This is a genomic window from Acidobacteriaceae bacterium, from assembly GCA_035944135.1.
Classification (GTDB): Bacteria; Acidobacteriota; Terriglobia; order Terriglobales; family Acidobacteriaceae; genus Granulicella.
The window spans coordinates 724,787-744,859 of record DASZBM010000002.1 but is presented as its reverse complement, the minus strand read 5'-3'; the positions used below and the strand labels follow the sequence as shown (position 1 = coordinate 744,859).

Below are 20,073 nucleotides of genomic sequence, written 5' to 3'. Positions count from 1 at the left end.
GGTGCTGAAGCAAGTATAACGGGCGTGCATGCTGCTTTAGTAATCACGAAGGTGAACAAACGTCGCTAGTTTCCCCGCAAGAAATTGCACATCACTTTAGGTAGTTACCCGTGTTTTGTTGGGGTTTTGCTGGTTCCGCTGTGCAAATCGTGATGCGAAGAATGGCACAGGAGTTGCTTCTTGCTAATGCGAGTTCCAACTCAACTTAATGAGGTCAATAATGAAACGAGCGCTCCTTCTATGTGCGCTGGGCACCGCTCTGCTGGGCTCCCAGGTCGCAAAAGCCGATACATTCTCCCTTAGCTTCCACGGTGCATTTCTTCCCTTTGGTCCGGCGTTTTCAAACGGAACCAGCAGCCCTGGGGTTACCGACGTCTTCTTCACGACTAACGTCAGCCCGACGGCGTCCACCACTTTTCTGCCGAATGAGTACCAGATCACCGGTGTTACAGGAAGCCTGGACATTGGGGGAGTGAGCTACGCGATTGGGAACCTGGATAATGGGCTTGGTGGCTCAAATGAGCTTGCCGATGATATCGCCGGGGTTCTCCATCTGAACGGGTTGGACTTCGACCTCAGCACTACGGCTACGGGCCTGACCGACACCTACACTGAGCTGTCGTTGTTCTACGATTCGGCGGTAGGATCTTACGATTATTCATCCTGCAGCTTGAGGCATGGCTGCGTGTCCGGCACGGCGGATTCGATTGGGATTGACATCAATGATATTGATCCTGCTCCGGCGGCGACTCCGGAGCCGAGCAGCCTCGCTCTGCTTGGCACGTCGATCCTGGGTGCTGCTGGCGTTCTTCGCCGGCGTTTCCGGGCATAAGAACACTTGAACCAGCGTCACAAGAGCCGCCTCCCGCACGAGGCGGCTCTTTCATGCGCAAAAAAAAACTCGGCTGTATCTGAGCCGTCCATTGTAGCGTCGAGTTCACAGGAATTTCATACACACATGATGTTCTCTCCTTCACGATGATCGGATGAGCCTCGTACGCATTGGGCATTTCTTTCGGTTGACCTTCGTCGCAGCGGTTGCGTTTTCTGCTCCTCCTCACGCCCCGATCCCTGTTCGCGACCATCTGGCTGGAAACACCGTCCTGATCGTGCGGCACGCCGAAAAGCCTCTCCTTGGTCGCGAACTCACAGCAACTGGTGAGGCTCGTGCCAAAGCATATGTGCACTACTTCGAGCCATTTCACGAAGGCGGCCTCAAGCTGCGCGTCAACGCGCTTTACGCCGGCGCGGATTCCGTCGACAGCATTCGCCCTCGCCTCACTCTCGTGCCTCTCAGCCGCGCCACCGGCCTCGCAGTCGATAGCTCCATCAGCACCAAGGCTCCGACTGCGCTGGTCACACTCCTGCGTACCCAGCCCCACGGCAACCACCCGCTCGTTGCCTGGCGCCACGGCTCCATCCCCGCCCTGCTCACTGCATTCGGCGCTTCGCCCAATCTCATCCCGGGCGGCAAATGGCCCAATGATGTTTATGACTGGGTCATCGTCCTGAACTTCGACGCAAGTGGTCATCTCCACTCACAACGTCTCATAAAAGAGACGCTGCCGCTGACGTAATCCAGCGCGTTTTTACAACGTTGTTACCGCTATTTCACGACGAGTTTACTCTTCGCGCGCCGGCACGCCTCATCTTTTAAAGAACCGAAACAGCGTGCGCCGTCTGTCGGTCAGACATGCGAATTACCGCATGTCTACTGGACTGTCTTCGTGTGTCCAATCAGTGCAAAAACTCTTTAGCAACTAAGGAAGCCATGAACGCATTCGTGTTCACCCGCACCATCAAGCATCGCCACGCCGCAGCCATCACACTCTTGACAGTTCTCTTCCTTCTCTGCGGAACGTCGTTAGCGCAATCGACCAACACACTTCACGGCACCGTCACCGATGCGACTGGCGGCTTGCTCCAGAAGGCCACCGTCAGCGCGCGGGACACCGCAAGTGGGAGGACGGTAACGGCGACCACAGACGATCAGGGACACTTCACGTTCTCAGGTCTCGCTGCCGGCTTGTATACCGTCCGCGTTACCGCTCCCGGCTTCACCGCGCAGACGAAGTCCGCCGTGCAGGTCTCGGCCGATACTTCGGATCTCACTTTCGCACTCACCATCGGCTCGACGAGCGAGAACGTCACGGTCGCCGCCGATCCTATGCACTCGGTCGCCTCTGCGCTCGCACCGCTGAATGCGAAACTCGATGAGACCTCCGCGCAGACGCTGATCACCACGTCTTTCATCAACAACTTCACATCGCCGGTCTCCGACTATGGCGAGCTCGTGCAGATGGCGCCGTCCACCTTCACGCTCTCGAGCGACGGCGTCGGTCTCGGTCAGTCCAAGACATACTTCCGCGGCTTTCCGGACGGCGACTACGACATTGATTTCGACGGCATCCCCTTCTACGACACGAACACGCCCACGCATCACTCCTGGGCGTTCTTCCCGGCGCAGGCCGTCGGCGGCATCAACATGGACCGCAGCCCCGGCACCGCGTCGACGATTGGGCCCACACCCTTCGGCGGCTCGATCCATCTGCTCTCGCGCGATCTCTCGCCGGTTGACTCGCTTCGCTTCACCTTCTCCGGTGGATCGTTCAACACGTATCTCTACGATGCCGCCTACGACTCCGGTCCGTTCGGTCCCGGTAAAAAGTTCAACACCGATATCGACATTCACCACCTGCAATCGCACGGCTATCAGAGCCTGAACAACCAGCAGTACAACTCCGGCGACCTGAAGCTCGAGTACCGCCTCACCGACAAGACGACGCTCACTGGCTTCTCTGAAGTGATCTGGGTAGATGCCAACACGCCCAATTTCGCAGCCACACGCTGCCAGATGTACGGCGTCACGTCATCGGCATACAACTGCTACATCTCGGGCACAACGACACTGATGCCGTACACGAATGCCGGCATCAACTTCCTGCTGACCAATAATTCCGATCCCAACCTTTACCTCGATACTCGGTACAACTACTACCACGTGCCCACCGACTTCGAGTACGTCGGCGTACACCACGATTTCGCCAAAAACTGGCTGCTCGACATCAAGCCCTACACCTACGACTACGACAACTCGGAGAAGTACTCGAACGCCACACCGATCACCGAGTCCACGACCATCAACGGCTCGAAGACGTATCTCGGCATGTCCATCGCCCCCTGCAACGTCATCGTCACTAGCAAGAAGGGCGTCAGTGCTTTGCCCTGCGGCGTCGACAAGTACAACAGCTATCGCAAGTATGGCGAGATATCAGAGCTTTCGAACGTCTCGAAGCATGGAGTGTTTCGCACTGGCATGTGGTACGAGTGGGCCAACACGAACCGCCATCAGTATCCATCCGACCCCTTGAACAGCTGGGCAGATCAAGCGCTCCCCAACTTCGCCGAGAAGTTCGTCACTAACTCATACCAGCCCTTCGCCGAATATCAATGGCACGTGACTAGCCGGCTCGATCTCACGCCCGGCGTGAAGTTTGCGTATTACACCATCGGCACGCAGCAGTGGGCCGACGACGGCAAGACCATCGGCTGCTTCGTCCCCGGCACCTGCAACCCGGCCACCAACTCGTCGGTCAACCCGAACGCGTTCATTGCGAACGGCGGCAGCTACTTCGCTTCACTTCCCTCCGCCAGCGCCAACTTCCGCCTGCGCCCGAACATGAGCGTCTACGGACAGTTCGCGCAGGGCTCAATCGTTCCGCCATCCGGCGTCTTCGACTACAAGCAGAACACCAACGGAACGTTCCTCGGCGTCGGCGCGCTGCCCAAGCAGCAGATGAACACCACGTACCAGACCGGTACCGTGCTCGTCTTCAAGCACGCCACTTTCGACGCGGACTATTTCCATATCCACTTCGACAACAGCTACTCGTCCACCGCGGACCCGACCACCGGCGAACCCGTCTTCTACGCGCAGCCGCCATCGGTCACGCAAGGCATCGAAGGCCAGAGCAACATCCAGTTCACCCACGGCCTCGGCGCTTACCTGAACGCCAGCTATAACCACGCTGTCTACGTCGGTTCGGAGAGCGTAAGCTGCACCTCCGGCGCAACCGGATGCAGCTCATCCACACCGACCCTCGCGGTCAATGCGCCGAGCGGCATGTGGATCGCCCAAACACCCTCCGATGTTGAAACTATCGGCGTCACCTACCAGCACGGTGCCTGGGACGCGGCGCTCTTCGAAAAACGCGTCGGCCTCGAGTACCAGGACAACGGCGCGTACCACAACCAGGGCACCATTGATCCATTCAGCATGACAAACGTCTTCGTCAACTACACCATCCGCAGCGGCAGTCGCTTCAACGGCACGAAGCTGCGCCTCAGCGCCAACAACCTCTTCAACGAGCACTCGATCACTGGCATCAGCTACAGCAACGGTTCCGTGGCGAATAACATTACCGCCAACGGGACCACCTACGCCGACCCATTCAACGGCTCGACGGCGATCAGCGGCCAGGACAACATCAGCATCCTTGCGACCCGCAGCATCATGCTCACCGTCACGTTCGGGACTAGCTCCAAGCGCTAGCAACCGATTCGCGAATCGTTCGGCAGCCCTCTCCGTATATCTCGGAGAGGGCGTTTTTCTATCAGGCATGGCAGTGCAAACCCCTATCCAGAGTGGGACACTAAGTGCGCAGAAACGGCTCGTGCTTCTGCATTTAACTAAACCCTCCTAATCCTCGCCAACATCTGGCCTGCCGACTCAATATCTCACTCGGCCTGCAATCTGGACGGTTGTGCTCGCTGTGGCAGATGATGGATCCGCATCCAGCGAGGACCCGACCACTCATGCCCGAAGAAGGAAACAGCCACACCAGCGCATGGAACGTTCCGGATTTTCGGCCGGAACTCGCCTTTCCTCAACTTACGGAGGAGATGGTTGAACGCATTCGTCCTTATGGTCGAGAGGAAATCATCCCGGCGAACCAACATTTATTTACTCGCGGCGAGCGCCAGGTGGATATGTTCGTCGTGCTCGACGGCGAAGTCAGTATTTACCTGCCCGCTGATAATGGCGAAACGAAAGTTATCGCTCATCATCGCCGATTTGAGTTCTCCGGCGAGTTGAATCTTCTGAACTCACAGGGGTCGCTGGTCGAAGCGCAAACCGTCACTGAAAGCCGGATTCTCCGCATACCCCGCAACGAGTTGCGGCGGCTGATGCGTGCAGAAGGTGATATCGCAAACCTCATTACGCAAGCTACGATCTGGCGCCGTATTGGCCTGCTCGGCGAAGAGGCGGGTGGCGTTGTGCTGATGGGTCAAGCTGGTGATGCGGAGATGACTCAACTCCAGCGTTTCCTCATCCGCAACAACTATCCGCACAGGATAGTTGAAGTACCGGTGCAACAGGCTCCTGTGCCGGACAATGGCCTGGCCGACGTTGAACCTTCCATCCCGGCCGTTGTGCTTTCTGATGGCCGCACCCTGTATCGCCCAACGATCGCGGAGCTTGCCGACGAACTGGGCATCACGGAGCTTCCTGACCCAGAGTTGATCTACGACGTGGTTGTCGTCGGGGCTGGACCTGCGGGCCTGGCGGCCGCTGTTTATGCTGCATCGGAGGGACTCTGCACGCTTGTGATCGAAGGCACTGCTCCCGGTGGTCAGGCCGGTACGAGTTCGAAGATCGAAAACTACCTCGGCTTCCCTACCGGCATCTCCGGCAATCGGCTGGCGAGCCGCGCTCAGCTGCAGGCGTTGAAGTTCGGCGTGAGGTTCGCCATCTCCAGAGAGGTGGTGACGGCGGAACAGATTGGTGGCATCCACAAACTGACCCTTGCAGGCGGCATGTCGGTATGCTCACGGTCTGTGGTCATCGCCTCCGGAGCACAGTATCGCAAGCTATCGGTGGAGAACTACAGCCATTTTGAGAACCATGGGATCTACTATGCCGCGACAGCGATGGAGTCGCTGCTCTGCCGCGACAGCGAAGTGATCGTAGTGGGAGGTGGAAACTCCGCAGGGCAGGCTGCGGTGTTTTTATCCGGCATCGCGAGTCATGTGCATCACATTGTTCGCGGTAAATCTCTCGCAAGCACGATGTCGCAATACCTCATCTCTCGCATCGAAAGCTCATCTCGCATTACGCTCCATACAGACTCTGAGATCGTGAAGCTCGAAGGCGGGTCTTCGCTCGAAGACGTCACTTGGATCAATCGCAAATCGGATGATTTGACGGTAAAGCCCATTGGAAGCGTTTTCGTGATGATCGGCGCCGAGCCGAACTCCGGGTGGCTCTTTGGCACAGTAAAGCTCGACAAAAAAGGATTCATCCTTACTGGAGGCACGGACGGTTTCGAGATGACTCCCTATGCAACCAGTGTGCCTGGCATATTTGCGGTCGGCGATGTGCGATCCAACTCGGTGAAGCGTGTCGCGTCAGCGGTCGGCGAAGGTTCGGTGGTCATCTCGGACGTTCACCGCTATCTCGCGGACCATCGTAATAGCTTCGCCGTCGAGCCCCATTCCGCGCTGGCCGCACTGCGATCGGCGAGCGCTGCAGCGTCACTCCAGCCGGTTCATCAATAAGCGATTCGGAATATTCCGACAAGGAATTTCTGCCAGACGCAGGACTTTACCCAGGAGAAGCAAACCTCTTCACCGGACAAATTCCTGGTTGCGATCTAGCCGCTCTTGCCGCGCTCTTTACATACAAGGCGCTTCTACCGTTTACTCATGCTCGGCTGAACACTATGAACTGTGGCCCCATGCCGTGTGTTGAAACGAAAGTGCCTGCGGCGGTCGCACCTGCGAACGCCCGTTGGCTCCTTGCAGCAACGGTTCTCGGCTCGAGCATGGACTACATCGATGGGACGGTGGTGAATGTAGCACTTCCCAGCATGCAGAACTCATTCGGTGCGACGGGAACAGAGGTGCAATGGGTCGTCGAAGGGTACGCACTGTTCCTCGCCTCCCTGCTGCTGATAGGAGGATCATTAGGCGACCAGTTCGGATTACGAAAGATATTTCTGTGCGGGATTGTTCTGTTCGCGATTGCTTCGTTGGGATGCGGTTTGGCTCATGGAATCGGGCAGCTTCTTTTCGCGCGCTGCCTGCAAGGTGTGGGCGGAGCTCTCCTGGTGCCAAATAGTCTCGCGTTGCTGAGCAGCGAGTTTGTGGGTGCAGAGCGCGGCCGGGCAATCGGAACATGGTCGGGCTTCGCGGCCATCATGACCGCGCTCGGTCCTGTGATCGGAGGATGGGTAGTGCAGCACGCGTCGTGGCGCTGGGCCTTCTTCGTGAATATCCCGATCGCGATTGCAGCGGTCTGGACAACGAAGGTGAAAATTCCCAAGCGTGAACAGCGCAGCAGCAATCCACTCGACGTCAGAGGCGCATTCCTGGTAACAACGGGACTCGGTTGCATTACATATAGCTTGCTGGAATGGTCGAACGGGCACGTTGTTTCACGCCTCGCTGGCGCAGTCGGTTTGGTCCTTTCCGCACTGTTTCTTGTCAACGAGCGTTATGCTCGATCGCCCTTGATAAATCCGAAACTTTTCTTGAGCAGGACCTTTGCGGGTGCAAATCTTCTGACTTTCTTCCTTTATGGAGCGCTTTCTGCGGCCCTGTTCTACCTGCCTTTGAATCTCATTCAGGCGCAGTCATACACACCCACAGAGGCGGGAGCAGCGATGTTGCCTCTGATTCTGGTGATGTTTCTTCTCTCTCGCTGGGCTGGTGGACTGGTTGCACAATGGGGAACTCGCCTCCCACTAGTCGTCGGACCCTTTATCGCCGTGTTTGGCTATGTTCTCCTCGCGTTCCCGGGAGTCGGAGGTACCTACTGGGCAACCTACTTCCCCGCGGCTATTGTTCTAGGACTCGGAATGACGATCAGTGTGGCGCCTCTGACGACCGTCGTCATGAGCTCCGTTGACGAGAACCTGTCTGGCACTGCTTCAGGAATTAATAATGCTGTAAGCCAAACGGCCGCTTTGCTTGCGCTTGCGTTGACCGCACCACTATTCTTCGCAAGATTTGGCGCTGTGCTGAAAAATGATCTGGTTGTGTTGCACCTCCCATCGCAGACCGTTTCACAGGTGGAAGGACAGCGACGTCGCCTGGGAGCTATTCAGACCACAGATGTTCACGCGAAATATGCGATTGATGAAGCGTTCGTTGGCGCATTTCGTCTGATCGTTTTGCTCGCAGCGGGTTCAGCCGCAGCCGCAGGTTTCACCGCCATTGCTACGGTTCGCGATGAACGTCCGTGAGCGTACCCAGTTGAAGGCCTCATCCCGGGCGAGCTTCACAAACTTGGCCGCAGGCTTTGCCGAAGTTCAAGAGCCACCAAACGGCCACCAAACGAAGCTCACTAAATGGAGCCTCATCCATGGTTCTGAGTTCGTCTCTATTTTGAAGGTTTTTGGTAGCGATATCGGGGCTCGAACCCGAACTCTTCGCCTTGAGAGGGCGACGTGTTAACCAGTTACACCATATCGCCACGACAGAGAGAATCGCTCTGTTGCGATGAAGTCATTATAGCACTATTAGCGGTCCGGCCGGCCAATTGCTCCGGGGCGCTACAACCCGAGCTTCTTGACCTCGTCGTTGTAGTACTTGCGATAGAGAATGTCCCACTCCTGCGAGCCCTCGGGGATGATGCGCCGCTGCGAGGCGATCTTCTGCCGTGCCGCTGCGTCGATCTTCGTTTCCTGGGTCAGCAGCGTCTCCAACGCCTTGCGAGCCTCCTGGCGGATCGTATTGCGGTCCTCCATGAACTCGACTTCGTCGATCTCGGCCAACGTGTCGGCGATGGTGTGGGCCAGCTTGTTCAGCTTGTCTCGGCTGATCCTCATAGCACCGCCTTGTACTTGCGCGCGAGCTCCATCTTCACCTTTTTGAACATCTCAGGGTAGCTGGCGCCGCTCTTTAGCATGTCGTCCTGGAAGGCCTCCAGGATCACGCGAACCTCTTCGTTAATCCGGTCTTCGAGGCCGAGCTCGTCGATGAGCGCAGCGGTAACGCGCTCGTTTGCCAGATCTGGTTTGTCAGTTTTGATCATCTTGGCCGCGACCAGATGCTTGGTCGTCTGCCGCGCAAGATAGCCAATGTAGTCCTTCGAGAAAATCATGGGCAGCCATAGGTTAGCACGTCATCTCCGGAGCCTCAGCCCTTGCGGTGTGGACACTCTTTTGTGTTGATGCAGCCTTGCGTTAGCCGCAAGCGCTCCACCGGCCGGCCGTGTTTCAAGTGCTCGTCAACGATCTCCTCGACGTCTTTCGGATGTACAAAGCCGTACCAGACGGCCTCCGGATAGACGACCATTACCGGGCCGTGCTCGCATTGATCCAGGCATCCAGCCTGGTTGACGCGCACTTTACCCTTCAGGCCCGATGCCTTCACGGCATCCTTCATCAGATCGCGAATCTTGTTCGCGTGCCGGTGGCCGCAGCTCGGTCTTGCCGCGGTCTCGTCCCGCTCGTTGAGGCAGACAAATACATGATGCTCGTAGTTCGACATGCGGATTGGATGTGCGGCGCGTCCCTCAGGCACCACAACCCGCAATCTGCGAAAATGGATCCTTATGGTTCTGGATGATCTGACAAGTGTGAAAGATGACATGATCGCGTTCATCGCCGGCCACGGCATGCGACGCATGAGCGGGTACGTCTCGGAGGACGTCCCCACGGTCATCTTTGAGGCCGATAGCGACGACGGCTGGAAGGACTTCGTCGAACATGCCAAGGCGGCCAACGCCCCCTTCATCACCATGAGCGAGGTTGTGCTCGAGCCCGAGGACGTGGCCACGCTGATGGAGCAGGTCCGCAGCCACAATTATCCGGACCATGACGCGCCCGAGCTCCACGAGGCACAGGAGCTGACGGAGCACGTCGGCAAGACCGGCTACCTGCAACTCGGGTTCTCCTACGGCGGCATCATGTACCTCTTCGAGACCGCAACCGAGTGGTACGACACCTTCCAGAACCTGATGGAGACACTCACAGAGCTGGGTCATATCATCGTCGACGATGCCGACGACGACTGATCCCGCCCGCTGGACCGCAGCCGCTGCACCGTCCTCTGCCTCCGAACAGCTCGCCCGTGATCTGGGCCTGCCGGAACCCATTGCCCGGCTGTTGGTCGCTCGCGGCTATGCGGACGCGAACTCCGCGACAAAGTTCCTCAGCCCTTCCCTTTCACATCTGCACGACCCTTACGCGATGCGCGGTATGCGTGAGGCCGTCGACCGCATCCGCCGGGCTCTGCTGGCACATGAGCCGATCCTCATCTACGGTGACTACGACGTGGACGGCACCGTCGCAACGGTGCTGCTGAAGACGGCGTGCGAGCGCGCGGCGGCCGCGCTCGGAGCCATCCCGGACATCCGGTATCACATTCCTCATCGAATCCGCGAGGGCTACGGCATGCGCGAGTCGCGCATCGCCGACGCCGCCGCAGAAGGCGTGCGGGTGGTTGTGTCGGTGGATACCGGCATCCGCGCCCATGCCGCGGCGGAAGAGGCCGACCGGCTCGGACTGGACCTGATCGTGACGGACCATCATCTGCCCGATGAGCTGAACGGGACGCCGCGAGCACTCGCCGTTCTGAACCCAAATCAAACGGACTGCCAATATCCCTGCAAGGACCTTTGCGGAGCGGCGGTCGCCTTCAAACTTGCTCAGGCGCTGCTCGAAGGCGCAGCCCGCGATGACGATGAGCGTGAGCGCCTTCGCACCAAAACGCTGCCGTCCTTTCTCAAGCTGCTCGCGGTTGCCACCATCGCGGACTCCGTTCCCCTGACTGACGAGAACCGCACCATTGCCTCCATTGGTCTCCGTGAACTGCGCAGCCCGGCGCAGACCGGCCTTCGGGCGTTGATGGAACTCGCCGGAATCGATATCTCGCGCCCGATCTCTGCGACCGACGTTGGCTTCCGGCTTGCGCCGCGCCTGAACGCCGCCGGCCGCATGGAGGTGGCGAGCGACGTTGTCGAGCTGTTCCTCTCCCGGGATCCCGTCGCTGCCCGCCTGCTCGCCGAAAAGCTGCATCGGTTGAACGATGACCGCCGAGCCACCGAAGCCAATGCGCTGCGAGAGATTGAGCAACAGATTGAGGCTCTGCTCACTTCGCCCGACGGTCTTCCCGCATGCCTTGTTCTTGACGACCACGGAACTCAGACAGCCGGTTGGCACCGCGGCGTCGTCGGCATTCTTGCTTCACGCGTCGTCGAGCGCACCGGGAGACCCGCGCTGGTTCTCGCGCATGAAAAGACCGCAGATCCATCTGAAATTCCGCTGGCGCATGGCTCGGGCCGTTCCGTTCGAGGCTTTCACCTGCTCGACGCGATCACCGCGGCCCATGAACAAGGAGATAGCCGTCTCTTCTCGCGGTTCGGCGGCCATGCCCATGCGGTCGGCTTCGCCCTGCCCTCCACGAACGTGCCGCAGTTGCGCGCAGCGCTGGACCGCATTGCGGCCGCTCAGCTCGGGCTCACGCCTGCCGCAGAAGAGCTGCGATTTGATCTGGAACTCCGGTTCGCGGAGATCACCCCTGAACTTCTCGGCACACTCGAACGGCTCGAACCCTTTGGTCTTGGCAACCCAGATCCGATCTTCGCCACTCGCCGCACCCGCCTTGTGAACCCGCCACGCATCCTGGCCGAGCGCCACCTTCGCGTCTCGCTCGAAGACGAGGATGGCGGCGGCCGGTTCAGCGGGGTCGCCTGGGGACGCCGGACGCCCTGGGCCGAGCGGTTTCGACAGCAGAACTGGTTGCCCGGTGAGTTCTTCGATGTCGCCTATCACCTGCGCCGCAACTGGCACCCAGATTTCGGTGGGTGGGAGCTCGAGATTCTTGCGCTCGAGAGATGCTGTTGAGGAGCACTGGACTCAAGTTTGTAACGTCGCGAAAAGTCTTGTAATTCATTCGTCATAAAAGTTTTGGACCTCAGAGCCATCTGGCGTCGTCCTATATACTGACCCTTTGCGTATGGCTCAAGAAGGAAAAACCCAATCACGTGCGTGGCTCTGGATTCTGCTCGCCGTTATCGTCGTGGCCGTGGTTTTTTTCCTCATGCACCGCAAGCCTGTGGTGCAGGTGCGCGCCGCGCAAGTGAGCCGGCAAGACCTCACCAGCACTATTCCCACCAACGGCAAAGTTGAGCCCATCGTCGACTTCCAGGCGCACGCTCCCAATCCCGGAGTCATCGCCAGGCTTTACGTGCGTCTTGGTGAGCAGGTCCACAAAGGCCAGGAGCTGCTCCGGATGGACGCTGCCGATGCGGCAAACCGTGTCGCTGGCGCTCAGGCGAGCGTCGACAGCGCCGAAGCGGCCCTGATGAACATGCAGCACGGTGGAACGCAGGACGAGCGGCTTTCAGAGCAGGCAGACCTGACGAACGCGCAGAATCAGGTGCAGCAGGCACAGGCCACCCTGAACACGGATCAGAAGCTTCTCGCGCAAGGCGCTGCTTCACCCAACGAGGTCGCGCTCGCGCAGCAGCAGCTCACCACGGCGCAGAATCGCGTCGTGCAGATTCAAAAGCGACTCAATGACCGCTACGGATCCGTGGATATGTCCGCGCAGCGAGCGCAGGTGGCACAGGCCCGGGCGAATCTCTCCGCCGCACAGAGCGGGTTTGCCGATGTGGACGTACACGCTCCATTCTCTGGCACGGTCTACTCTCTGCCTGTCGCGCAATATGACTTCGTGCAGCCTGGGCAGGCGCTCATCAACGTGGCCGATCTCACTAAGCTGCAGATCCGCGCTTATTTCGACGAGCCCGAGATCGGCAAGCTCGCCGCCGGTCAGCCGGTCACCATCACCTGGGAGGCCAAGCCCAACCTCGTCTGGCACGGTCACGTCGAGCAGGCGCCCACCACCGTGATCACCTACGGCACCCGCAATGTCGGCGAATGCCTCATCACAGTCGACGATGCACGCGGTGACCTGCTGCCTAATACCAACGTCACGGTGAGGGTCACGACCGCCCAGCGCAACAACGTGCTGAGCGTTCCGCGCGAAGCGTTGCACACTGAGGGATCCGTCAATTTCGTCTACAAGATCGTCGATAACAAGCTGGTGCGCACGCCCGTGGAGATTGCGCCGAATGCGGTCGTGAATCTTACGCGGGCCGAGATTACCAGCGGTCTGAACGAGGGTGACGTCATCGCACTCGGCGCCACCAGCGAGGTCGATCTCTCCAACGGACTCCACGTGAAGGTCGTTGAATAACCGATCCATGCCTCCTTTGAAAGCTCTTCGATTGAATCTCTCCGCAAACATCCTCAAGCTTCGCCGCGCTGTTTTCGCAGTGAGCGCTGCCACTTTACTCGCAGTGCCCTGCAACTCGCGGGCGGCCGATCTCGCATCCGCCACGGATGCGCTCTTGAACGGCAGCTCGAACGCTGCCGTCGCGCAACTAAAGCAGGTCCTCTCCGCGGACCCTTCCAATGGTCAGGCGCACCTGCTGCTCTGCCGCGCGTACTATGCGCAGTCCCTCGCGTCCGCCGCGGCTTCCGAGTGCACCATCGCGCTCCGCACGCTTGGCAACGACAGCGCCGCGCAGGACTGGGCCGGTCGCGCATATGGAATGCAGGCCGATACTGCCGGACCCATTGCCGGTCTACGTCTCGCCTTTAAGGTCCGCAACGCATTCGAAGCAGCCGTCCGGCTCAATCCCCTGAATGGCGATGCAGTGAACGATCTCAGCGAGTACTACATTGACGCCCCTTCGATCGTCGGCGGCGGGTTCGACAAGGCCGCACTTCTCGCCGACCGCTCTGCTGCCGAGCTTCCGCAGAACGCACACCGCACCCGGGCCATGTCTGCTGAAAAGCAGAAGGACTACGCGACGGCCGAACGTGAGTTCCGCGCAGCGACTGCGGTAGCCAACAAGCCGAACGCATGGGCCGACCTTGGCGCCTTTTACTCGCGGCGTGCCCAGAACGATCAGGCTGTCGAGGCTCTGCGCCGCGCCATAGCTCTCGATCGCACGCATGACGCCACACTCGTCGACGCTGCAACAACGCTCACCGAAATGAATCGCGAGCCCCGGCTCGCCGAACGTGGCCTGCGCGACTATCTCGCGTCTCGCTCGAAGTCCGACGCAGCTCCGGCCTTTCGCGTGCACGTGACGCTCGCTAAACTTCTCCGGAACCAGGGCAACACAGCGGAGGCTAAGATCGAACTCGGACGCGCAATCGATCTGGCTGCAGACTACGCTCCGGCGCGCAAGGAACTCGCCGCGCTCGAGCATCAGACGACCATCGCAGCACGCTGAACGCCGCAAACGGAGGCGGACGAAAGACGACGATGCACAGGCACTCCCCAGTCGTTCGGATTAACGCAGCGACGTTGCTGATCCTCTTCGTTGTCACGTTTGCGCCTGCGTCCAGATCTGCCCACGCCCAGATTTCGCTGGTCTCCGCCGTTGACCTCGCACTCAAGAACAATCCCCGTGTTCGCCTCGCGCAGGCAGACGTGGACAAGTCGACCGCCGTCCTCAAAGAGAGCAAAGACGTCTACATTCCGGCCATAACCGTCGGCTCCGGTCTCGGCTGGTCCTACGGTTATCCGCTCGGGCAACCGTCGGTCGTCAACGCCACATTGCAGGGGGTGGTGCTCAGCTGGTCGCAGCGGGATTACATTCGCGCCTCGCGCCTCGGTCTGCAAGCTGCATTGCTCAACGCCACCGATGCTCGCGCTGCCGTTGAAGAGGACACGGTTGTCACCTATCTGGCGCTCGACCGGGACCTCGCTCGCGAGCAGGCGCTGGATGAGCAGCTTGCACGCGCGGAGCAGCTCGTCACCATCGTCGGCGATCGCCTTAACGCCGGCGTTGACACAGGCATCGATCTAACCCAAGCCAAGCTCACAGCCGCGCAAATCCGCCTCAATTACCTCAACGCGCAGGACGAACGCGCGCTCGATCAGCAACGCCTCGCAGACCTCATCGGGCTCCCGTCCCAAAATCTCACAACTACACACGACAGCATTCCGCAGCTCGGCGCGCCGGCCGCGGACCATGCCAAAATTGCGTTGCCGGAAAGCCCCTCGGTGCGAGCGGCGCTCGAAAGCGCTGAAGCGAAACAGCAGATCGCCTGGGGCGACCAGAAAAAGCTCTACAGGCCGCAGATATTCCTCGCGAGCCAGTACAGCCTCTTTGCGAAGTTCAACAACTACCAGGTCTACTTCCCGACAAATCCACAAACCGGTAAATCCGTCTTCCAGTACAACAATGCCGGCATCGGCATCCAGGTGAGCTGGCCCATCTTCGATCGCGCGCTCAAGGACAAAGCGAAAGAGTCCGCCGCGGACGCCGTCCACGCCTTCGCCGAATACCAAAACGCCCGTATCAAAGATCAAGAGGGCCATGCGCAGCTCGCACGCAGCACGCAGACCCTGTCGGCCAAGGCCGAGGTCGCAGACCTGGAGCAGCAGCTCTCTTCCCAGCAGCTCGCCGCCATTCGTACACAGCTTCAGGCCAGCGCGGCTAATCCCAACGCGCCCCAACGCACCCCCAAGGACCAGGCCAACGCGGAAATCGATGAGCGAGGAAAATACATCACGATGCTCAACTCGCGTTTCGATCTTGAACAAGCCCAGGTGCAGCTCATGCGGGCGCAGGGCAATCTGGACACATGGCTTCGCAACTCGGCGGGCAGCCCGCCGACAGCTCCCGCGCCCAACCCGTAAACCGCTGTCACTGCCGCACTTCTGCTGCCGTTTTCAGAGGGAACCTTGCTCTCCACCTCTGCGTCGAAACGCGCGGGCATGCGCAGTAACGAAATGGTAAAATGAGACTTATCGTATGCCGCTCAAAACCCTGCTCCTGAACCCGCCCTCCTTTGAGAATTTTGATGGGGGCGCCAGCTCCCGGTGGCCTGCAACCCGTGAGATCGAGTCCTACTGGTACCCCGTCTGGCTCACCTATCCGGCGGGCATGCTGGAGGGTTCGCGGCTGCTTGACGCACCGCCCCACCACATCTCCGCAGACGAGGTCATTGAGATCTCGAAGGACTACGAGTTCCTGGTGCTCTTCACCTCGACCGTCGGCTGGGCCGGCGACCACGGACTTGCGCGCGCAATCAAGGCCGCGAATCCGTCCATCAAAATCACCTTCGTCGGGCCGCCGGTCACCACCGACCCCGACCGCGCTCTCAACGAGTGCGAAGTCATCGACTTCGTCTGCCGCCGCGAGTTCGACTTCTCCGTCGTGGAGTACGCCAACGGCAAGCCGCTGAACGAGATCCTCGGGATTTCCTACCGCGACGCCAGCGGAAAGATTCAGCACAACCCCGACCGTCCGCAGGTCACCCCCGAGCAGCTCGACGAGATGCCCTGGGCCACCGAAATCTACAAGCGCGATCTCGACGTCACGAAGTACAACGTGCCGTTCCTTCTGCACCCGTACATCGCGCTCTACTCTACGCGCGGCTGCCCGGCGCAGTGCACCTTCTGCCTCTGGCCCCAGACACTCTCCGGCCACGCCTGGCGCAAGCGCAGCACCGACGACGTTGCCGCCGAGATGAAGTGGGCCAAGGAAAACTTCCCCCACGTCAAAGAATTCTTCTTTGACGACGACACCTTCAACATCCAGAAGGCCCGCACCATCGAGCTCTGCGAGAAGCTGAAGCCGCTCGGCATCACCTGGTCCTGCACCTCGCGAGTCACCACTGACCGCGACACTCTGAAAGCCATGAAGGAAGCCGGCTGCCGGCTGCTCATCGTCGGCTTCGAGTCCGGCGACCCGCAGATCCTCAAGAACATCAAGAAGGGCGCCACCGTCGAGCGCGCGCGAGACTTCGTCAAGGACTGCCACGACCTCGGCCTGGTCATTCACGCCGACTTCATCCTTGGCCTTCCCGGCGAGACCAAAGAGTCGATCCGCAACACCATTAACTTTGCCAAGTCGCTCGACTGCGAGACCATCCAGGTCTCCGTCGCGCACGCCTACCCCGGCACCGAGTTCTACGACTTCGCCAAGCGCAACGACTTCATCACCAACGAAAACATGCAGGACGGCGGCGGGCACCAGATGGCCCACATCGAGTACCCCGGCCTTCCCACCGAGTACGTCATGGAGCAGGTCCACCGCTTCTACGACGAGTACTACTTCCGCCCCAAGGCTGCAGCGCGCGTAGTCTGGAAGGCCATTGTCAACCGTGACGTCCCCCGTCTCTACACCGAAGCCAAGTCCTTCATGAAGCTACGCTCGCAGCGCAACAAGGCTGCCCGCGCCAAGGCCGAAGAAAAGGCGATCAAGGCACAGGAATCCGTCAGCATGAACGCATAAAGTTCGTTCACGTGAAAATAGCAGAGCGGCCGGAACCCCGGCCGCTCTTTCATTTGCTCCGCACCACACCGCTCTCGTGGACGGTGCGCGAAACTCGCGGTGATGAGGTCGCGATGACATCCACATGACATCCGAACTCGTCCATAGGTGATAGCGTTTCAACGGGAGTCTTCGGAATGCGCACTTGTCCTGCTGGGTCAGTCGTCCGATTCGCTACCGGCCTCACTCTCTCTGCCCTTCTCCTCTCCTGCGGTGGCAGCTCAGCCCCTAAGCCGACTCCAGACTTCTCCCTCGCAGTCTCCCCCAGTTCCCTCTCGCTCAACGCCGGAACGACCAGCAGTACGATCACCGTTACAGCCTCCGCGCTCAACGGATTCACCGGCTCCATCTCCGTTGCGATCTCCGGCCTTCCCTCCAGCGTTTCTGCGAACCCTTCCACCGTCACCCTCACACCTGCACAACCGTCCGCGACTACCGCCCTGACCGCGCCGATCACCACGCCCTCAGCCGCCCCCACGATCACCTTTACCGGCACCTCCGGCTCCCTCACCCACACCGCCACGCTCGCGCTCACGGTTCAAGGCGCGGCTATGACCAACGCACCCGACGTCGCCACCTGGCACTACGACCTCGCGCGCGACGGCCTCAACTCGCAGGAGACCATCCTCACTCCCGCCAACGTGAACTCCACTCAGTTCGGCAAGATCGGCTTTTTCTCTGTCGACAGCAAGGTCGATGCGCAGCCGCTCTTCCTCGCGAACGTCGTCATCGGCAACACTCTGCACAACATCCTTTACGTCGCCACCGAACACGCCAGCGTCTACGCCTTCGACGCCGACACCGGAGCACAGCTCTGGCATGTCTCTGTCCTCGGCTCCGGCGAAACCACCAGCGACGATCACGGCTGCGGCCAGATCACCCCGGAGATCGGCATCACCTCGACCCCGGTCATCGATCGCAAGAGCGGGCCCAACGGCACGCTCTTCACCGTCGCCATGAGCAAGGACTCCTCCGGCAGCTACCATCAGCGCCTGCACGCGCTCGACCTCACCACCGGAGCTGAGCTCGCGGGCAGCCCCACCGAGATCACCGCGACGTATCCCGGCACTGGCGACAACTCACAGAGCGGTAACGTCGTGTTCAACCCGTCGCAGTACGCTGAGCGCGCCGCGCTCCTGCTGCTCAACGGCACGATCTATCTCACATGGACCTCGCACTGCGACATCGGCCTCTACACGGGATGGGTCATGGCCTACAGCGAATCGTCGCTCCAGCAGACCGCGGTCCTGAACATCACACCCAACGGACACGAGGGCTCCGTGTGGATGGCCGGCGCCGGCATGGCCGCGGACTCCAACGGCTACGTCTATCTGCTCGACGCCAATGGCACCTTTGACACCACACTCGACTCGAACGGTTTCCCCTCCAAGGCGAACTTCGGCAACGCCATGCTCAAGCTCTCCACCTCCGGCGGCAAGCTCACCGTCGCCGACTATTTCGAATCCGCCAACGGCATTTCCGATTCGAACGCCGATCTCGATCTTGGCTCCGGCGGCCCTCTGCTCCTGCCCGATCAGACCGACTCCAACGGCACCGTGCATCACCTGATCGTAGGCGCCGGCAAAGATCAAACCATCTACCTTGCCGACCGCGACAACCTCGGCAAATACAATCCATCTTCAACGACCAACATCTATCAGCAGCTTTCCGGCGTGATGACCGGCATGGTTTACTCCAGCCCCGCCTATTTCAATGGCGTGCTCTACTACGCCGCCGACGGCGACTCACTCAAAGCATTCCCGTTCACGAACGCGCGCATGGCTATCTCCGCGTCCAGCGTGACGGCCGTCAAATTTCCTCATCCCGGTCCGACACCCACCATCTCCGCCAACGGCACGCAGAACGGCATCGTCTGGGCACTGGAGTCCAATCTCAATTCACCCGGTGTGCTCCACGCCTACGACCCTACCAACCTGGCCCACGAGTTCTACAACAGCAACCAGGCAGCCTCCGGGCGAGACAGCTTCGGCAATGGCAACAAATTCATCGTCCCGCTGGTCGTGAACGGCAAGGTCTACATCGGCACCCAGAACGGCGTTGCCGTGTTCGGCCTGCTTTCACATTGACATTCAGAAGGCTCGCTTGCGGCCCGCGGGTTATCCCCGCTCCGCGCCCCTATAGCCTTCGCCGTCGTGATCTAGGCCGATTAACGGATACAAACCAGATCAAGGCGGTTCCGAGCAGTGCCAGCGACATCGGCTCCGGCGTTACGGAACTCGCCACCGGAGCACTATCTAAAGCTCCGCTGCCCAGACCTACTGGGTTGTACCCGAACGTCGACCCGCGATAAATCTGCATGTACGACGCCTGGTAGCTGTTGCAATCGTTCGCGCTGAGAATGCAGAGATCCACATCTCCGGAGCCGTCCAGCGTCGGCAGGTAATACAGCGCCAACTGCCCCATGCCCGGGTCGCTGATGTACGCATAGTCTGCCGTCGGGCTGTAGCCCGTTGGCCCACCCGCGGAGTTCACCTCCGTGAACACCGGATTCCTCAGCGCCGAATCGTTCAGCGTGATGTTCGCCGCATCCACGATCCCGCTCCCATTCAGCGTCACCGAACCCGTAAGCTGAAATCCATCCACCGTCACGCCGGTCAGGTCATAGTTACCCGCAGGAATCGTGCTCGCATGCGCGGCCGCGGCTGCGATTCCCACGCTCGCCAGCGCAACCGCAACCTGCATCAATACGGATCGACGCATATTTCTCCTCTTGCAGTGGTCTCCACAGCACACAGAAATCT

At 59.9% G+C, this 20,073-nt stretch carries 16 protein-coding genes and 1 tRNA gene; 12 read left to right on the top strand and 5 right to left on the bottom strand.

Features of this window, described 5'->3' with window-relative positions; genetic code table 11:
• Window positions 1-220: 220 nt before the first annotated feature.
• From VGU25_05805 to VGU25_05785, 5 genes are all read left to right on the top strand, one after another.
• Window positions 221-832, top strand: coding sequence for a PEP-CTERM sorting domain-containing protein (locus tag VGU25_05805; protein HEV2576706.1), 612 nt, complete (start codon window positions 221-223; stop codon window positions 830-832).
• 154 nt (window positions 833-986) lie between these two features.
• Entirely contained in the window at window positions 987-1,577 is a 591-nt protein-coding gene (locus VGU25_05800; protein ID HEV2576705.1) for a hypothetical protein, read from the top strand.
• A gap of 194 nt (window positions 1,578-1,771) precedes the next feature.
• On the top strand, window positions 1,772-4,552 hold the full coding sequence (locus VGU25_05795) for a TonB-dependent receptor (GenBank protein ID HEV2576704.1): 2,781 nt from the start codon (window positions 1,772-1,774) through the stop codon (window positions 4,550-4,552).
• A gap of 263 nt (window positions 4,553-4,815) precedes the next feature.
• Complete coding sequence (locus tag VGU25_05790; GenBank protein HEV2576703.1) at window positions 4,816-6,558, top strand: FAD-dependent oxidoreductase; 1,743 nt, start codon at window positions 4,816-4,818, stop codon at window positions 6,556-6,558.
• A gap of 164 nt (window positions 6,559-6,722) precedes the next feature.
• Window positions 6,723-8,246: an MFS transporter gene (locus VGU25_05785; protein ID HEV2576702.1), complete on the top strand. Its 1,524-nt coding sequence runs from the start codon at window positions 6,723-6,725 to the stop codon at window positions 8,244-8,246.
• Between the two features lie 153 nt (window positions 8,247-8,399).
• Here the strand turns inward: VGU25_05785 and VGU25_05780 are convergent.
• From VGU25_05780 to VGU25_05765, 4 genes are all read right to left on the bottom strand, one after another.
• Window positions 8,400-8,476: transfer RNA gene (locus VGU25_05780), tRNA-Glu, on the bottom strand.
• Window positions 8,477-8,555: 79 nt separating this feature from the next.
• Complete coding sequence (locus VGU25_05775; protein ID HEV2576701.1) at window positions 8,556-8,831, bottom strand: DUF507 family protein; 276 nt, start codon at window positions 8,829-8,831, stop codon at window positions 8,556-8,558.
• Window positions 8,828-9,106 carry a DUF507 family protein gene (locus tag VGU25_05770; GenBank protein HEV2576700.1) on the bottom strand — a complete coding sequence of 93 codons (279 nt, stop codon included), beginning with the start codon at window positions 9,104-9,106 and terminating at the stop codon, window positions 8,828-8,830. Before VGU25_05770 ends, VGU25_05775 begins: the two co-directional genes overlap by 4 nt.
• Window positions 9,107-9,141: 35 nt before the next feature.
• Window positions 9,142-9,528, bottom strand: coding sequence for a ferredoxin (locus VGU25_05765; GenBank protein HEV2576699.1), 387 nt, complete (start codon window positions 9,526-9,528; stop codon window positions 9,142-9,144).
• Window positions 9,529-9,559: 31 nt separating this feature from the next.
• Here VGU25_05765 and VGU25_05760 point away from each other — a divergent pair, with 31 nt between their 5' ends.
• The 7 genes from VGU25_05760 (at window position 9,560) to VGU25_05730 (ending at window position 19,398) form a co-directional block, all read left to right on the top strand.
• Window positions 9,560-10,021: a hypothetical protein gene (locus tag VGU25_05760; protein HEV2576698.1), complete on the top strand. Its 462-nt coding sequence runs from the start codon at window positions 9,560-9,562 to the stop codon at window positions 10,019-10,021.
• The gene (recJ, locus tag VGU25_05755) at window positions 10,005-11,852 is read left to right on the top strand and encodes a single-stranded-DNA-specific exonuclease RecJ (protein ID HEV2576697.1); all 1,848 of its coding nucleotides are present in this window, start codon (window positions 10,005-10,007) and stop codon (window positions 11,850-11,852) included. Before VGU25_05760 ends, recJ begins: the two co-directional genes overlap by 17 nt.
• A 112-nt stretch (window positions 11,853-11,964) precedes the next feature.
• Window positions 11,965-13,209 (top strand): efflux RND transporter periplasmic adaptor subunit, encoded by a 1,245-nt coding sequence (locus VGU25_05750; protein ID HEV2576696.1) that lies wholly within the window; start codon window positions 11,965-11,967, stop codon window positions 13,207-13,209.
• 31 nt (window positions 13,210-13,240) lie between these two features.
• Window positions 13,241-14,257 (top strand): tetratricopeptide repeat protein, encoded by a 1,017-nt coding sequence (locus tag VGU25_05745; protein ID HEV2576695.1) that lies wholly within the window; start codon window positions 13,241-13,243, stop codon window positions 14,255-14,257.
• A 32-nt stretch (window positions 14,258-14,289) separates the two neighbouring features.
• Window positions 14,290-15,672, top strand: a complete 1,383-nt coding sequence (locus VGU25_05740; protein HEV2576694.1) for a TolC family protein — start codon at window positions 14,290-14,292, stop codon at window positions 15,670-15,672.
• A gap of 115 nt (window positions 15,673-15,787) precedes the next feature.
• Window positions 15,788-17,272, top strand: coding sequence for a hopanoid biosynthesis associated radical SAM protein HpnJ (hpnJ, locus tag VGU25_05735; GenBank protein ID HEV2576693.1), 1,485 nt, complete (start codon window positions 15,788-15,790; stop codon window positions 17,270-17,272).
• Window positions 17,273-17,448: 176 nt separating this feature from the next.
• A complete protein-coding gene (locus VGU25_05730; protein HEV2576692.1) occupies window positions 17,449-19,398 on the top strand; it encodes a hypothetical protein in 1,950 nt (649 codons plus the stop codon).
• 49 nt (window positions 19,399-19,447) lie between these two features.
• On the opposite strand, the gene VGU25_05725 is transcribed toward VGU25_05730, so the two are convergent.
• The gene (locus VGU25_05725; GenBank protein ID HEV2576691.1) at window positions 19,448-20,032 is read right to left on the bottom strand and encodes a PEP-CTERM sorting domain-containing protein; all 585 of its coding nucleotides are present in this window, start codon (window positions 20,030-20,032) and stop codon (window positions 19,448-19,450) included.
• Between the last annotated feature and the right edge of the window lie 41 nt (window positions 20,033-20,073).

Excerpts from the sequence above, each read along its gene's own strand:
- VGU25_05805 (HEV2576706.1), top strand. The coding sequence starts at position 221 with ATGAAACGAGCGCTCCTTCTATGTGCGCTGGGCACCGCTCTGCTGGGC.
- VGU25_05800 (HEV2576705.1), top strand. The coding sequence starts at position 987 with ATGAGCCTCGTACGCATTGGGCATTTCTTTCGGTTGACCTTCGTCGCA.
- VGU25_05795 (HEV2576704.1), top strand. The coding sequence starts at position 1,772 with ATGAACGCATTCGTGTTCACCCGCACCATCAAGCATCGCCACGCCGCA.
- VGU25_05790 (HEV2576703.1), top strand. The coding sequence starts at position 4,816 with ATGCCCGAAGAAGGAAACAGCCACACCAGCGCATGGAACGTTCCGGAT.
- VGU25_05785 (HEV2576702.1), top strand. The coding sequence starts at position 6,723 with ATGAACTGTGGCCCCATGCCGTGTGTTGAAACGAAAGTGCCTGCGGCG.
- VGU25_05775 (HEV2576701.1), bottom strand. The coding sequence starts at position 8,831 with ATGAGGATCAGCCGAGACAAGCTGAACAAGCTGGCCCACACCATCGCC.
- VGU25_05770 (HEV2576700.1), bottom strand. The coding sequence starts at position 9,106 with ATGATTTTCTCGAAGGACTACATTGGCTATCTTGCGCGGCAGACGACC.
- VGU25_05760 (HEV2576698.1), top strand. The coding sequence starts at position 9,560 with ATGGTTCTGGATGATCTGACAAGTGTGAAAGATGACATGATCGCGTTC.
- recJ (HEV2576697.1), top strand. The coding sequence starts at position 10,005 with ATGCCGACGACGACTGATCCCGCCCGCTGGACCGCAGCCGCTGCACCG.
- VGU25_05750 (HEV2576696.1), top strand. The coding sequence starts at position 11,965 with ATGGCTCAAGAAGGAAAAACCCAATCACGTGCGTGGCTCTGGATTCTG.
- VGU25_05740 (HEV2576694.1), top strand. The coding sequence starts at position 14,290 with ATGCACAGGCACTCCCCAGTCGTTCGGATTAACGCAGCGACGTTGCTG.
- hpnJ (HEV2576693.1), top strand. The coding sequence starts at position 15,788 with ATGCCGCTCAAAACCCTGCTCCTGAACCCGCCCTCCTTTGAGAATTTT.
- VGU25_05730 (HEV2576692.1), top strand. The coding sequence starts at position 17,449 with ATGCGCACTTGTCCTGCTGGGTCAGTCGTCCGATTCGCTACCGGCCTC.
- VGU25_05725 (HEV2576691.1), bottom strand. The coding sequence starts at position 20,032 with ATGCGTCGATCCGTATTGATGCAGGTTGCGGTTGCGCTGGCGAGCGTG.